This is a genomic window from Consotaella aegiceratis (assembly GCF_036541425.1).
GTDB lineage: Bacteria > Pseudomonadota > Alphaproteobacteria > Rhizobiales > Rhizobiaceae > Consotaella > Consotaella aegiceratis.
Genome location: NZ_JAZHFT010000044.1, coordinates 1 through 13,231 on the forward strand (window position 1 = coordinate 1; position 13,231 = coordinate 13,231).

At 65.4% G+C, this 13,231-nt stretch carries 15 protein-coding genes and 1 pseudogene; 8 read left to right on the forward strand and 8 right to left on the reverse strand.

The features are described 5' to 3' along the window. Positions 1-217 precede the first annotated feature (217 nt). A complete protein-coding gene (locus SMD10_RS20885) occupies positions 218-1,111 on the reverse strand; it encodes a LysR family transcriptional regulator (protein WP_331687678.1) in 894 nt (297 codons plus the stop codon). Between the two features lie 125 nt (positions 1,112-1,236). Beyond that, positions 1,237-2,025 carry a 2-keto-4-pentenoate hydratase gene (locus tag SMD10_RS20890; RefSeq protein ID WP_331687679.1) on the reverse strand — a complete coding sequence of 263 codons (789 nt, stop codon included), beginning with the start codon at positions 2,023-2,025 and terminating at the stop codon, positions 1,237-1,239. A 321-nt stretch (positions 2,026-2,346) separates the two neighbouring features. On the opposite strand from SMD10_RS20890, the gene SMD10_RS20895 reads away from it, so the two are divergent. Genes SMD10_RS20895 through SMD10_RS20910 form a run of 4 tightly spaced genes read left to right on the forward strand, consistent with a single transcriptional unit; the run spans position 2,347 to position 5,686 of the window. After that, entirely contained in the window at positions 2,347-2,688 is a 342-nt protein-coding gene (locus tag SMD10_RS20895; protein ID WP_331687680.1) for a DUF2849 domain-containing protein, read from the forward strand. Positions 2,689-2,736: 48 nt separating this feature from the next. Continuing rightward, entirely contained in the window at positions 2,737-4,431 is a 1,695-nt protein-coding gene (locus SMD10_RS20900) for a nitrite/sulfite reductase (RefSeq protein WP_331687681.1), read from the forward strand. After that, positions 4,428-4,943 carry a DUF934 domain-containing protein gene (locus SMD10_RS20905; protein ID WP_331687682.1) on the forward strand — a complete coding sequence of 172 codons (516 nt, stop codon included), beginning with the start codon at positions 4,428-4,430 and terminating at the stop codon, positions 4,941-4,943. The genes SMD10_RS20900 and SMD10_RS20905 overlap by 4 nt, the downstream gene beginning before the upstream one ends. Then, positions 4,940-5,686 carry a phosphoadenylyl-sulfate reductase gene (locus tag SMD10_RS20910; RefSeq protein WP_331687683.1) on the forward strand — a complete coding sequence of 249 codons (747 nt, stop codon included), beginning with the start codon at positions 4,940-4,942 and terminating at the stop codon, positions 5,684-5,686. The genes SMD10_RS20905 and SMD10_RS20910 overlap by 4 nt, the downstream gene beginning before the upstream one ends. A gap of 56 nt (positions 5,687-5,742) precedes the next feature. On the opposite strand, the gene SMD10_RS20915 is transcribed toward SMD10_RS20910, so the two are convergent. Further along, positions 5,743-6,360 carry a nucleoside deaminase gene (locus tag SMD10_RS20915; protein ID WP_331687714.1) on the reverse strand — a complete coding sequence of 206 codons (618 nt, stop codon included), beginning with the start codon at positions 6,358-6,360 and terminating at the stop codon, positions 5,743-5,745. A gap of 251 nt (positions 6,361-6,611) precedes the next feature. Continuing rightward, positions 6,612-7,130 carry a hypothetical protein gene (locus SMD10_RS20920; protein ID WP_331687684.1) on the reverse strand — a complete coding sequence of 173 codons (519 nt, stop codon included), beginning with the start codon at positions 7,128-7,130 and terminating at the stop codon, positions 6,612-6,614. Positions 7,131-7,329: 199 nt separating this feature from the next. Between SMD10_RS20920 and SMD10_RS20925 the strand changes: the two genes are divergently transcribed. After that, the gene (locus SMD10_RS20925; protein ID WP_331687685.1) at positions 7,330-7,710 is read left to right on the forward strand and encodes a hypothetical protein; all 381 of its coding nucleotides are present in this window, start codon (positions 7,330-7,332) and stop codon (positions 7,708-7,710) included. 211 nt (positions 7,711-7,921) lie between these two features. Here SMD10_RS20925 and SMD10_RS20930 read toward each other — a convergent pair whose 3' ends face one another. Continuing rightward, positions 7,922-8,665, reverse strand: a complete 744-nt coding sequence (locus SMD10_RS20930) for an SDR family NAD(P)-dependent oxidoreductase (protein WP_432757289.1) — start codon at positions 8,663-8,665, stop codon at positions 7,922-7,924. A 99-nt stretch (positions 8,666-8,764) separates the two neighbouring features. Between SMD10_RS20930 and SMD10_RS20935 the strand changes: the two genes are divergently transcribed. Continuing rightward, entirely contained in the window at positions 8,765-9,145 is a 381-nt protein-coding gene (locus SMD10_RS20935; RefSeq protein WP_331687687.1) for a winged helix-turn-helix transcriptional regulator, read from the forward strand. A gap of 68 nt (positions 9,146-9,213) precedes the next feature. On the opposite strand, the gene SMD10_RS20940 is transcribed toward SMD10_RS20935, so the two are convergent. Next, a complete protein-coding gene (locus tag SMD10_RS20940; protein WP_331687688.1) occupies positions 9,214-10,059 on the reverse strand; it encodes a transcriptional regulator in 846 nt (281 codons plus the stop codon). A gap of 225 nt (positions 10,060-10,284) precedes the next feature. Here SMD10_RS20940 and SMD10_RS20945 point away from each other — a divergent pair, with 225 nt between their 5' ends. Together SMD10_RS20945 and SMD10_RS20950 are read left to right on the forward strand one after the other, a co-directional pair. Continuing rightward, positions 10,285-10,536 carry a DUF2061 domain-containing protein gene (locus tag SMD10_RS20945; RefSeq protein WP_331687689.1) on the forward strand — a complete coding sequence of 84 codons (252 nt, stop codon included), beginning with the start codon at positions 10,285-10,287 and terminating at the stop codon, positions 10,534-10,536. Positions 10,537-10,702: 166 nt separating this feature from the next. Beyond that, entirely contained in the window at positions 10,703-11,479 is a 777-nt protein-coding gene (locus SMD10_RS20950) for an SDR family NAD(P)-dependent oxidoreductase (RefSeq protein ID WP_331687690.1), read from the forward strand. A gap of 20 nt (positions 11,480-11,499) precedes the next feature. Here the strand turns inward: SMD10_RS20950 and SMD10_RS20955 are convergent, their stop codons facing one another. Next, positions 11,500-12,321, reverse strand: coding sequence for a class I SAM-dependent methyltransferase (locus SMD10_RS20955; protein WP_331687691.1), 822 nt, complete (start codon positions 12,319-12,321; stop codon positions 11,500-11,502). 100 nt (positions 12,322-12,421) lie between these two features. Then, positions 12,422-12,895: pseudogene (gene rplS, locus SMD10_RS20960) on the reverse strand (50S ribosomal protein L19); the annotation flags it as partial. Between the last annotated feature and the right edge of the window lie 336 nt (positions 12,896-13,231).

Consider the following 13,231-nt stretch of genomic DNA (forward strand, 5'->3'; position numbering starts at 1 on the left):
TTCCAGCGACGGCCGCGCCATCGCCGACATCGACCGCAGATCGAAATCCCCATAGCCATCGACTGTGGCCCGCGGGTTCCTTCCTCGGGGACTTTCGTACGCCTGCCGGCGCCCGAAACTCTTCACGGTTGCCGAACGGCGGCTTCCTGAGTTTTTCCGCCAGAACCGGACAGTCCGCAGTCGGCCCGTCACCGCCGCCCGACCATTCGTCGCCAGCTCAATATTCCCAGCGGCGCGCCTTTTCGACTAGGAAGTCGCGAAAAACCTTGAGGCGGGCGGAGTTGCGCAGTTCGTCGGGGTAGACGAAGTAGACGTCGTAGGTCAGCAGGTCGAGGTCGGGGATCAGCGGCACCAGGCCGGAATCGTGCTCGACCATGTAGTCGGGCAAGAGCCCGATGCCGAGGCCGCGCTGCACGGCGTAGCGGATGCCGACCAGGCTGTTGACGCGGAGCGCCGGCACGCGCGCGTCGCCATAGTCGCGCCCGGCGACCTCCAGCCAGTTCATCTCGCGCAGATAGGCGGGCGCGTTGGCGCCGAAGGTGACGATGCGGTGGGCGTCGAGGTCGTCCGGCTTGGTCGGCGTGCCGAAACGCTCCAGATAGGAGGGCGCCGCATAGATCCTAAAATGCATGGTGAACAGCTTGCGCTGCACCAGTTCGGGCTGGGTCGGCGTGCGCAGCCTGATGCCGACGTCGGCCTCGCGCATCCGAAGATCGAGCTCCGAATCGTCGAGCAGCAGCTCCAGATGGACGTCCGGGTAGAGCTCGATGAACTCCGGCAGGCGCTCGGTGAGCCAGGTGGAGCCGATGCCCACCGTGGTGGTGATCCGGAGCGAGCCGGACGGCCTGTCGCGGATGTCCGACAGCTTGCCCTGCGCATCTTCCAGACGCAGCGTCATCTCCTCGGCGGCCTGGAACAGCGTCTCGCCCTGTTCGGTCAGGATCAGGCCGCGCGCATGGCGGTGGAACAGCGGCGCCCCCAGTTCCTCCTCCAGCGCGCTCACCTGCCGGCTGACCGCCGACTGGCTCATGAGCAGGCCGTCGGCCGCCCGCGTGATGCTGCCCGCGCGCGCGGCGGCATGGAAAATGCGCAGTTTGTCCCAGTCGACCATCAGTCCTTACCTGCGAAGCGTGATCTGTTGCCGGCCTGCGTCTCCACGCCAACGGGGCGGCTGTCAGCCGTGGCGCGGAGGGCGAACCACGCCGCACCGCGCCGTTGGACCGGAGAGTTCTTCGTTTAGGCCGTCAGCGTCAACTCGATGGCGCCGATGCCGGAAAACTCGGCGCGCGCCCGGGTGCCCGGCTCGACGAAGATCGTGCCGGTGTAGGAGCCGGTGGTGACGTATTGGCCGGCCTTGAGCCCGCCGAAGGCGCGGGCGCCCTCGTTGGCCATCCAGACCAGCAGCCGCACGAGGTCGACGGCAACATTGCCGCCGGCCTTGTCTACCGCTGTCTCGCCGTTCAGTTCGAGAACGACCGGCTGGGCACCGAAATCGTGGTCCGCCAGGCTCGCAGGCGTCATGGCACCCGCCGCGCCGATGATCAGCGCACCATGATTGAGCTGATCGGCCTGATGGCTGAGCGGCTCCTGGGAGGCCCACTGCGCGAATCGGGTGTCGCAGATCTCGAAGGCCGGATGAACCGAGCCGATCGCCGCCAGGACCTCGTCCTTGCCATAGGGCGCCTCGCGGGCCGGAAGATCCTTGGCGAAACGGACGGCGATCTCGGCCTCGACGCCGATGAGATTGAAGACATTCGCCGGCAGTGAGGTGGTGTCGACGAACAGGGTCGACGGGTTGATCGCACCGCGGAACGGGGTCGCCTCGGCGGACGCCGCGCCCACCTTCCATGCCGCCACCGCGCCCAGCCGGCGCACGATCTCGTCGCGGATGGCCTCGGACTGCCCGGCGGTCTGCGGCTTGGAGCCTTCGGGCAGCGCCGTCAGCCACGTCCGGGTCTCGCGCGCGGCAAGAAAGGCGGAAACGGCGGCGTCGCGATCGAACGAGGCGGAGGCGGTGTCTTCCATCTGATGGATCATCCTTCAATCCGGCGCATGCGCCGTTGGTTGCCTCCCGTCGCGCTCTGGCATAGGGCCTGCGCCGGCTTCTGCCAAGCGCCTCTCGGCTGCGTCAGATCGACCCCGAAGCGGACCGGGTCGGGCGATCACCGGCCTGTGTCGCCCGCCGACCGGAACAATGCACTCCACAAACGGCGCGCCGCAGCAAAATGTTTCCGGCGCGCCCGCGACAAGGAAACCGGTGCCGCCGCGCCGCGCCGCTGGCCGGCCTATCTTTGAAGGACCTGTCGATGGCCGCGAAGTGCGGCCTATGATTTTTCTGGAGGCGGCATGGCGGCAGACGCAAAGAAGGGCAAGGGACCCGCGCTTCCGGTGATCCTGAGCGCCAACCATCTTCTGGAGGGCGACGTCGTCTACCTCGCGGCAGACGGCTGGACGCTGGATCCGGCGGCGGCGCGCATCGCCTTCGACGCGGAAGCCGCCGAGCTGATGCAGGCCGAGGGCGCCGCGGCGGCGGCGGCCAACAGCGTCGTCGACCCCTATCTCGTGCCGGTCGAGATCGATGCGGCAGGCCATCCGATCGCCCGCCATATTCGCGAGGCGATCCGCCAGCGCGGGCCGACTGTCCATCCGAACATCGGCAAGCAGGCCGATTTCAAGACCGCCTCGTGAGCCGGCCAACAATGCCGCGCCCTGCCCTCGCGCGAAAGGACACCGCTCATGTATCGCTATGACGAGTTCGACGAACGCTTCGTGCGCGACCGGGTGGCTGAGTTCGGCTCCCAGGTGGCGCGCCGGCTCGACGGGTCGCTCACCGAGGACGAGTTCAAGCCGCTCCGGCTGAAGAACGGTCTCTATTTGCAGCTCCACGCCTATATGCTGCGCATCGCCGTGCCCTACGGCACGCTAAACGGGCGCCAGCTGCGGCAGCTCGCCCACATCGCCGAGACCTACGACAAGGGCTACGGTCACTTCACCACCCGGCAGAACCTGCAGTTCAACTGGCCGAAGCTGAAGGACGTGCCGGAGATCCTCGGGCTTTTGGCCGACGTCGAGATGCACTGCATTCAGACCTCGGGCAACTGCATCCGCAACGTCACCGCCGACCAGTTCGCGGGCGTCGCGGCCGACGAGGTGGAGGATCCGCGTCCGACCGCCGAGCTGATCCGGCAATGGTCGAGCCTGCATCCGGAGTTCGGCTGGCTGCCGCGCAAGTTCAAGATCGCCGTCACCGGTGCCGAGCACGATCGCGCGGCGATCAAGGTACACGACATCGGGCTGCAGGTGCGCCGGCATCCCGAGACCGGTGCGATCGGCTATCAGGTGATCGTCGGCGGCGGGCTCGGCCGCACCCCGATGATCGGCAAGGTCATCCGGGAATTCCTGCCGAGGGAAGAGTTGCTCGCCTATCTCGAAGCGGTCATGCGGGTCTACAACTCCGAGGGCCGGCGTGACAACAAGTACAAGGCGCGGGTCAAGATCCTGGTGCACGAGATCGGCGCCGAGGAGTTCATCCGCCGCGTCGACGAAGAATATGCCAAGCTCGACGGGCCGACGATCAATGCGCCGGCCGAAGAGGTCGAGCGCATCGCCGCCTATTTCGCGCCGCCAGCCTATGACGAGCTGCCGTCCGTCTCGTTCGGTCTCGATCAGGCGCGCGCCGCCGACCCCGCGCTCGACGCCTTCGTTCGTCAGAACGGCTTCGTCCACCGCCAGCCGGGCTATATCGCGCTGACCGTCTCGCTGAAGCCGGTGGGCGGCGTGCCGGGCGACATGACGGTGGGTCAGATGCGCGCTTTCGCCGACATTGCGGAGCGCTATTCCTTCGACGAGCTGCGGATCACCCATGCACAGAATCTCGTGCTGCCGCATGTGAAGCAGGACGACGTGCCGGCGGTCTTCGCCGCGCTGAAGCAGGCGGGGCTTGCCACGGCCAATGCCGGGCTGGTCACCGACATCATCGCCTGCCCCGGCCTCGACTATTGCGCGCTCGCCACGGCGCGCTCGATCCCGATCGCGCAGGACATCGCCAAGACCTTCGCCGACGAGGAGGATCAGCGCGAGATCGGACCGCTGCAGATCAAGATCTCCGGCTGCATCAATGCCTGCGGCCACCATCATGTCGGCCATATCGGCATCCTGGGCCTGGAGAAGGGCGGCAAGGAAAACTACCAGATCACGCTCGGCGGCGATGCGACGGAAGCGGCGGCGCTGGGCGAGCGCCTCGGCCCCGGCATCGACGGCGAGGACGTGCCCGGCGCCATCCAGGCGATCGTCGACGTCTACCGCAGCGAACGGCGGGTCGGCGAAACCTTCATCGATACCGTGCGGCGCGCCGGCCTCGCGCCGTTCAAGGCGGGCTTTTCGGCCTATGTCGCCGAGGACGCGGCGAGCGCAAAGGAGCCGGCGGAATGACGCTGATCACGCCGGACGGCGAAGCCGAGGACATCTATAGCCGCATCGAGGCGGCCGAAGCGCTGGCCGAGGCGCAAGGCCCGGTCATCGTGCCGCTGGCCTTCGCGCAAGCGGCGGTCGAGGCACGCCGCAACGAGAAGCTCGGCCTGTCGATATCGAACGACACGGCGATCGACGCGGTCGAACCCTATTTCGCGGCCGCCGACCTGATCGCCATCGAATTTCCGGGGTTTTCCGACGGACGCGGGCTGTCGCTCGCCAAGAAGCTTCGGCGCGCCGGCTTTGCCGGGCGGATTCGCGCATCGGGTCCGGTGATCGCCGACCAGTTCGCCGACCTTCTGGCCTGCGGCTTCGACGAGGTTCATCTGCCGGACACTCATGCGGCGCGCCAGCCGGTCGAGCAATGGCTGACGGCCAAGGATCTGATCGGGGCGCATTATCAGTCGGGCTACGGTTCCGACCAGAGCATCCTGCAAAAGCGCCTGGCGGCGCGAAAGGAGGCCCCGCAATGATCCACGACATCCAATTGCTGTCGCAGACGCTCGATGCGGAATTCGCGGATCTGACGCCGCTCGGCCGCCTGACGCGGCTGGCCGACGCCGTCAAAGGCCGACTGGTGTTCACCACCAGCCTCGGCCTGGAAGATCAGATGCTGACCCATCTGATCTTCAGGAACGCGCTGCCGATCGAGGTGGTGACACTCGACACCGGCCGCCTGTTTCCCGAGACCTACGCGCTGTGGCGCGAGACGGAGGAGAAATACGGCCGTCGCATCCGGGCGAAATATCCGCAGGCCGATGCTCTCGAGGCGCTGATCGAGGATCAGGGGATCGACGGGTTCTACTTCGGCTCGGACATGCGACACGCCTGCTGCGGCGTGCGCAAGGTCGAGCCGCTCAAGCGCGCGCTGGAAGGGGCCACCGGCTGGGTGACAGGGCTGAGAGCCGACCAGTCCGCCAACCGGCAGGGGATGGACTTCGTGAGCTTCGACCCCCAGCGCCAGCTCATCAAGGCCAACCCGCTGTTCGACTGGAGCCGGGATCGCATCAAGGTCTTCAACGAGGACAATGGCGTGCCGGTGAACGCGCTTCATGCCAAGGGCTTCCTGTCCATCGGCTGCGCGCCCTGCACCCGCGCCATCAAGCCCGGAGAGCCGGAGCGCGCCGGCCGCTGGTGGTGGGAGGACGAGGCCAGGAAGGAATGCGGTCTGCACGTGCCCGACGCCGGCCAGGTCAGCGCCGGTGGGGGCATCTAAGTCTCGGCCATCCGGGGAAGCCGCACGGTAACGGCCGCCGGCCGCTCCCTATTCGCTCAAGAAAGCGGAATGGCGTTGCCCGCCTTGCCGGCCTGATAGGCCTCGGACAGCTCTTCGTAGACGCGCCCGAGCGCTTTCATCCGATGGCGCAACGCCTCAACCTCGGGCGCGGGATCGCGTTCATCGGCCAGCGAGGCGATCGACCGCCCCGTCCAGAAGGCGTTACGGCGATTGTAGAGCGGTGCATCGTCAGGCATCGAGGGGGGTTGAAAGACTTCGCGCAGGATGCGGATGTCGTGCGGGATGGCGAAGGCGTCGCGGCTGTCCTGGTGCGAGAACAGATAATAGAAGTTGTCGTAACCCGCCCAGGTGATCGCCGACAGGCAGAGCGAGCACGGCTCGTGCGTGGCGAGAAAAATGCAATCCTTCGGATCGGGGCGCTCGTGCGCGGGCCGTTCGTAGAGCCGCTTGATGGCGTGCATTTCGCCATGCCAGAGCGGATTCTCCATCTCGTTGTTGGTGGCGGCCAGCACCAGCGACAGATCGGCCTTCCGCAAGATCGCGGCTCCGAACAGCTTGTTGCCCTTGGCGACGCCTTCGCGCGTCAGGGGCACAATGTGGGTCTCGATCGCCGCAAGCAAGGCATCGGCGAGAGCCAAATCGTCGACAGACAGGTGAACCTCCGAAGCTGGTCGGCCTCGCGCCGAGCCGCACGGCAAAGCACGATCGGCCACGAACCTGCCGTGAGCTTACATCACCATCCAGCCGACCGCATGGGGTCTCTCGACAACGAGGCCGAAAGGCAGATGAACCGGTCGGCAGTCAACCCCGTCAATGATGCCGCCGGTCCGTCTCTCTCCGCCATCGGTCTTGAAGGGGCGAGGACGGTGGCGATCGATCCACCGGCTCGACCGGCCTCGACGGCCTACTTGAGTTCTTCACGCATCTTTTGGGCCTGCAGGGCGGAACGGGCGTACTGCTCCCAAGTCGAACGGATGAAGAGAAGGTTGCTCGTCAGCGTCTCGGCCACGCTTTCCAGCTTGTCCAGCGCGCCGAGGCTCTTGTTGAACTGCCCCGCCAGATCGCCCGTCATTTCACCATTCGTGGCGTTTTCGATCATCGTCCTGAGCTGCCGGCCTGTCTCCTGGACTTCCGGCACCACGCGGGCGAGTGCTTCGTAAAGTCGTTCGTGCTCGGATTCGGCCAGTTCGAGCTGGGGGCGTTGCTGCTCCAGAACGCGAACCATGTTGCGCCAATCCCGGGCACGGCGATCGAGATCGTCGCCAAGGGTGCCGAAACCTCCCGGAATCTGGCGCGGAAGACGCGGGCTGCTTGTCGGCTTGTTATCGACCACCGGCTTCAAGTTGCGCTTCGTGTCGCTGCTGTAGTTCCTCGGAAATTCGTTCTGAAGAATCTCACCGATAGCAGCATTCATGTCTTCCACACTTTCCGAGGGCATGTTCGAATCCTCAAATTTTAACGAACTTTTTCAGTAAATCGATATTCGCATATACGATTACCGGCATCCATTCGGATGTTAAGTTTTGGTTAAGACTGGCAAGAAATTTTCCAAATTCATCATGTACTTAGGTAACTACTGAAGTCGGAAATGACGACTGCGATCGCCATGCGAAGCATAACGGGTGCGCCGGCTCGGGACGGCCGTCGAGATCACCCAGCGCCGGCATTTCGGCAGGTTCCGCGCGAACCGTTCGCAACGCCTTTTCCCCAGGAAACCGATCCCGTGCCGCTTCCTCCCAAAACGCTTCGTGTTAACCTTGCGGCTCGTGGTGAAAGGGTGCGGAATGGCCGGGCTGTCGTCGAGCAATGCTGAGCTTTGGATGCGGTCGGCTCGTGCGTTCGACCAGGAAGCGGATCGACTGTGGGAGCTCGCCAACGGCTACGCCGGTTGGGGCTTCTGCGAGGAGACGTCCTCCGCCCGCCGCGATGCGCTCGACTTGCGAGTCCGCGCGCTGATGGTGCGCGCACAGGCAGCGGCGCTGGACGCGCCGGATTCGGTCTGACGCTCCCTGACGCGTGGCGCGCTGCGATATCGATCGAGTTCATTCGGACACGTTCAACGGGCTGCGGGAATCGCCCGTGCGGTGATCGAGCCGGCCAGCGCTTGGAGGCCCGTTCCCTCCTGCGACCGTCTCCGCGCGACCAACAGGGAAAGACGGCCGGTTTACTGGCCGGCCGCCTTCAAGGACCGATGAAATGGTCCGCTAGCCTCGCTCAGACCTGAGCCAGGCCACCGTCGGCAAAGACTTCGCTTCCGGTCATGACTACGCTTTCGTCCGAAGCGAGGAAGAGAGCGACGGCGGCGACATCGGCGGCATCGGCGATCCGCCCCAGCGGCGTTGAGGCGATCAAGGCTTCGTACACGGCTTCACCGCCCACTTCCGCGACACCACGCAAACCCGGGGTCTCCGTGGCGCCCGGCGACAGAACATTGACGCGAATGCCGGTTCCTTTCAGGTCCAGCGCCCAGCTGCGCGCGAGGTTGCGGATCGCCGCCTTGGTCGCGCTATAGATGCTAAAGGCCGGCGTTCCCATCACCCCGGTGGTCGAACCGGTCATGATGATGGACCCTCCGGGCCCCATGAGCGGCAGAGCCTTCTGCACGGTGAAGACGGTGCCCTTCACGTTCACGCCGAAGGTCAGATCGAAGGAGTCTTCCGTGATCTGGCCGAGCGGCTCCAGCCGGCCGAGCCCGGCATTGGCGAACAGCACGTCGATGCGGCCGTGCTTGGCGCGCACCGTCTCGAACAGCCGGTCGAGATCCTCCAGCCGCGAAACGTCGCCTTGAACGGCGGTCACCTGCGAGCCGAGTTCCTCGGCCGCCTTATCGAGTTCCTCCTGCCGGCGTCCCGTGATGTAGACGTGAGCGCCCTCGGTGGCGAACCGTTTGGCGGTCGCCAGTCCGATCCCGGTGCTGCCGCCGGTGACGACCGCAATCTTCTGTTCCAACTTTCCCATCACAAACCTCATTTGCAGTGATGAGGTCGAGCTATGGATGAGCTATCATTCATTCCAGTATGCACCATTTGGTAAGTGCCTAGAAAGACGGAGCAAAAATTGACGAGCCCATTTACCTGCGGCCTCGAGGCGGTGCTGTTCGTGTTGGGCGGCAAATGGAAACCGCTGATCCTGTTTCATCTCATGCACAGGACGCGACGTTACGGCGAGCTGCGCCGCGCCGTCGGGCGGGTGAGCGACAAGGTGCTGATCCAACAGCTCAAGGAGTTGCAGGCCGACGGCATCATCAACCGCGTCGACCATGGCGAGATCCCGCCGAAGGTGGAATATTCGCTCACCGACTTCGGCCACAGCTTGGCCGAAGCGCTCGTTCAGCTGTGCGAGTGGGGAACGCGCCACACGGACGACCTGGAAGCCGTGGTGGCGCGGCGATCGTCACCCCTGGAAACGGTTGAATTGGCTGAATTGGCTGAAAATTGACGGAGGTGCCCGGTGCGCCGTGGCGATCCGTTCCGTATGCCGCAATCCCGGATGGATCCGACCGGCCCCTACTCGGGCACCTCCAACGTCTCGATGAAGCGCGGCGTGTGCTTGGCCTCGAAATCGGCCTCGCGCACCAGCCCGTCGAAGTGGCGCGTCAGCTCCAGCACCTGGCGGCGCTCGCGAAAGGCCAGATAGAAACGCCCGACATAGACGGTCGCCTGCAGTGGTCCGAAGATCGTCACCGGCGAGGAAAACACTTTCTTGCGGTCGAACAGATAGAGCCGCAGCGAGGGATAGAGTTCCTCGGTCAGCTGCCGCATGCGGTCGAGCTGGGCTTTGCGCTCGTCTACCGAAAGCCCCTCCCAATAGCCGCGCCCCGCCGCGAAGCTCTGGAGCGCATCGATCGGCATGGCGATCTCGTAGTCCGTGTCCGGCGCCTGCAAATAGGCCAGCCGGTCGCGCATGTCGGCGACGGCCTGGTCCGAGGTGCGCCCGAGAAAGTCGCCATACTCGAAGTGCAGGACCGCTTCGGACTTCAGCATGTCCGGCAACGTCGCCGGCACGTGCCGGATCTTGTAGCCGCGCGCCTCCTGATGCCAGCGGAAGATCGACTCGTCGGACGGCGAACGCGCCGCCTCCTCGATGCGCATCGCCGCCTGCAGCATATCCGCCCCACGCTCCTTGCGATCGGTCAGGCCGAGCAGCCAGTCGCAGGAGACGTTGAGGGCGCTGGCACATTCGGCCGCGAACTGGGCATTCGGCAGTCGGCCCTCGTCGGAGGAGAGGATCAGGGACACGGTCGAGCGATCCGCGGCAATGGCGCGAGCCAAGGCGCTCTTGGTGACGCTGGCGGCCGCCATTGCCTCGGCCAGCCGTTCGCGAAACAATCGTGATCGGTCGCGCTTGTCCATATTTGGTGATGTTTATCACGAATTTATGCAAAATTCCAAATCCGTGACCGTCGTCATGGAAATTTCCAGGATTCCCGCCCGAACGGCGCGGCGTTAGAAGTTGCTCAGCCTAACGATCGCCGGCGCCGATTTGCGCCGCGACACGTCTTTCAACCCGCCGATCCGATCGCGCGGCACCGTGTGTGCCGCTCGGATCGATTCGGCCAAAAACAGAGGAACAGGGACATGGAAACCCGCGCTCGGAGCCTCGCCAAAGCCGTCTCGTGGCAGCTGCTCGGTCTCCTGTCCATGTCGGTCCTGGGTTACCTGTTCACCGGCTCCCTCACCTCCGGCGGTGCACTGGCGGCCGTCTCCTGTCTCCTCGGCTTCTGCACCTATCTGGTGCACGAACGGCTGTGGGCCGGCATCCAGTGGGGCTGGAAAGCCGCGACCGAACCGGAGAAGCGCGCCTTCGACACCGAAGTCACCGCGCGATAGGGCCGCCGGCCGTCCTCGCCGACGGGGGAGCCAGCGTACCTCGCCCGTCCCGTCTCCGCTCGTCGGATGCGACATCGGCGCCGCCACGAAGGTTCTGTCTTCCATTCCCCTGAAAACACTGCGCTATAGCAGGCATCGGGGATCGGCTGCGAATAGGGAGGCTGGGATGTCGGACGAGAAAGCGAAGCTTGCCGTGGTCACCGGTGCCAGCGGCGGCATCGGCCAGGCGATTGCCCTGGCGCTGGCGGACAATGGCTGGAACGTCGCCATCGCCGACATCACCGATGCCACGCCGGTGGTCGAGCGCATCGAGGCCTCTGGACGCGAAGGCTTCTATGCAGCCTGCGATGTCGGCTCGAAGCCGGACGTGCTGCGCTTCTTCGACGAGACGGTGGCGCGGTTCCAGACCGTGCCGACGCTGGTCGTCAACAATGCCGGCGTTCAGACGTGGTCGCCCTTGCTGGACTTGGCGGAAGACGATTGGGACCGGGTGATTCGGATCAACCTGAAGGGCTGCTTCCTCGTCACCCAACGCGCCGCGCAGCTGATGGTCGAGCACGATCGACCGGGATCGATCGTCAACATCGGATCGGGCAGCAACAAGGTCCCCTTCCCCCAGCTCGTCGACTACACCGCCTCCAAGGGCGGCATCGAGCAGTTCACCAAGGCCGCCGCCGTCGAACTCGGTCCTTACCGTATTCGCGTGAACTGCGTGGCGCCCGGAGCCGTCGAGTTGGAGCGCACCCGCCGGGAAAGCCCCGACTATGCCGAACGCTGGGGCGCGGTCACGCCGCTCGGGCGGGTCGGACAGCCCGCCGATATCGCCCGTGCGGTGCTGTTCCTGGCCGGAGATCAGGCGGACTTCGTCACCGGCCAGACGCTGTTCGTCGACGGCGGCCTGTTCACCCGTCCGAACTGGGCCTACGACCGTTCCGAAGACTGAGAAGTCTCGGCGCAGCCTGCTCAGACGGGCTTGGTCGCGCCCAGTGACAGCGCCATCGGGATTTTCGTCGTGCCCTCCGGCATTGCGAAGAGGTCTTCGCCCACCTCCACCATGTCCGGAAACGCCCGCCAGGCAATGCGGTCGTGCTCGTGCAGGAAGTCGAGCCGGAGCCCGGCATCCAGCACGGCGGTCACGATCTGGCCGACGGGATGAAACCACTCGTAGCAGCGGGTGTTGACGAGCTTGCGCTCGTCGCCGGTGTAGGTGGTCGCCTCGTCCCAGGCCTGCGGCCCTCCCGCCGGCGACATCCAGTCATAGGCGACATGGAACCGGCCGTCCCGCCACTCCATCTGATTCATCTCCGGATGGCCTTCGAGCAGGTAGAGACGACCGCCCGGACGAAGCACGGCGGCGATCACCTCGGCCCAGCGCGCGAGGTCGGGCAGCCAGCAGATCGCCCCCCAGGTCACGAAGGCCAGATCATAGGTCGCGCCGAGCGCCATCGGCGCATCGTAGAGCGAGGCCTCGACGAAGCGGGCCTCGGTGCCGGCCCCCGCGGCGAAGTCGCGGGCGGCAGCCAGGGCCCTGGGCGAGAAGTCGAGACCGGTGACGCTCCTGGCGCCCAGATGCTTCAGCGACAGCGTGTCGAGGCCGATGTGGCACTGCAGATGGACGATATCGAGCCCGGTGACGTCGCCGATCTCCGAAACCTCGATTTCATGGAGGCTGGAGCCGCCGGCCAGTACCTGGGCGATCCGGTAGCTGCCGGTGGTGTCGGTGGCGTGGAGATCAGCCCGCTCATCCCAGTTGGCACGGTTGGCTGCGGTGAAATGCTGGGTCATTTCCGTTTCTCCCCTTCGCCCTTGCGAAGCTCCAAAACGACAAAAGCGGCCCGGAGGCCGCCTTTTCGAAACCGGATCCACCGATCGGACGGTGGGCCTATTCGGCCTGGGCCTCCTGGGCCGCGGCTTCCTTGGCCGCGTTCTTCTGAGCTTCGGCCTCGGCGCGGGCCGTGGCGGCAACCTGGCGCGCCTCGTCGTTGAGCTTGCGGGCCCGCACGTTGGTGGCTTCGGCGATACGCGCCGACTTGCCGCGGCGGTCGCGCAGATAATACAGCTTGGCGCGGCGCACCCGGCCACGCCGCACGACCTCGACCGATTCCAGCATCGGCGAATAGACCGGGAAGACGCGTTCCACGCCTTCGCCGTAGGAGATCTTGCGCACCGTAAAGTTCTCCTGCAGGCCCGAGCCGCTGCGCGCGATGCACACGCCCTCATAAGCCTGGACGCGCGTACGGGCGCCCTCGGTCACGCGCACGTTAATGCGCACGGTGTCGCCGGGAGAAAAAGTCGGGATGGTGCGCATCGCCTCGACACGGGCGGCCTCGGCGGCCTCGAGCTCGGAAATGATCGTCATGGCAGAGCCTCAATTCGTTTCATGCCGGTCTGGCCTGGGCCGGCCGGTCATGGCCGTTGATACGGTCAGGTTATTCTGAGGAAATCGGGGGTTCCCTTACACGGCCCAAGTCGCTTTGTCGAGTGCCGAAACGAAGCCTCATGCTCCGCGCCCGTCCAACCTTTAGGCCAACCGCGCCGCCCGTCCGGCCGGCGGCAACCCGATGGTTTGACGGCTAAAATTCCGGTTGAGGAACTAAGCGACCAATCGCGCTGTTTCCGCGGATCGAAACCCTGTTGAGGACAGAGTCATGGGTCGTGGAGTTCTTCTTTGGCTGCTCGGCGTGCCGATCCCCGT

Bases quoted from the DNA above. Each gene is read 5' to 3' on its own strand.
- SMD10_RS20885 (WP_331687678.1), bottom strand. From the start codon at position 1,111: ATGGTCGACTGGGACAAACTGCGCATTTTCCATGCCGCCGCGCGCGCG.
- SMD10_RS20890 (WP_331687679.1), bottom strand. From the start codon at position 2,025: ATGGAAGACACCGCCTCCGCCTCGTTCGATCGCGACGCCGCCGTTTCC.
- SMD10_RS20895 (WP_331687680.1), top strand. From the start codon at position 2,347: ATGGCGGCAGACGCAAAGAAGGGCAAGGGACCCGCGCTTCCGGTGATC.
- SMD10_RS20900 (WP_331687681.1), top strand. From the start codon at position 2,737: ATGTATCGCTATGACGAGTTCGACGAACGCTTCGTGCGCGACCGGGTG.
- SMD10_RS20905 (WP_331687682.1), top strand. From the start codon at position 4,428: ATGACGCTGATCACGCCGGACGGCGAAGCCGAGGACATCTATAGCCGC.
- SMD10_RS20910 (WP_331687683.1), top strand. From the start codon at position 4,940: ATGATCCACGACATCCAATTGCTGTCGCAGACGCTCGATGCGGAATTC.
- SMD10_RS20930 (WP_432757289.1), bottom strand. From the start codon at position 8,665: ATGGGAAAGTTGGAACAGAAGATTGCGGTCGTCACCGGCGGCAGCACC.
- SMD10_RS20940 (WP_331687688.1), bottom strand. From the start codon at position 10,059: ATGGACAAGCGCGACCGATCACGATTGTTTCGCGAACGGCTGGCCGAG.
- SMD10_RS20945 (WP_331687689.1), top strand. From the start codon at position 10,285: ATGGAAACCCGCGCTCGGAGCCTCGCCAAAGCCGTCTCGTGGCAGCTG.
- SMD10_RS20950 (WP_331687690.1), top strand. From the start codon at position 10,703: ATGTCGGACGAGAAAGCGAAGCTTGCCGTGGTCACCGGTGCCAGCGGC.
- SMD10_RS20955 (WP_331687691.1), bottom strand. From the start codon at position 12,321: ATGACCCAGCATTTCACCGCAGCCAACCGTGCCAACTGGGATGAGCGG.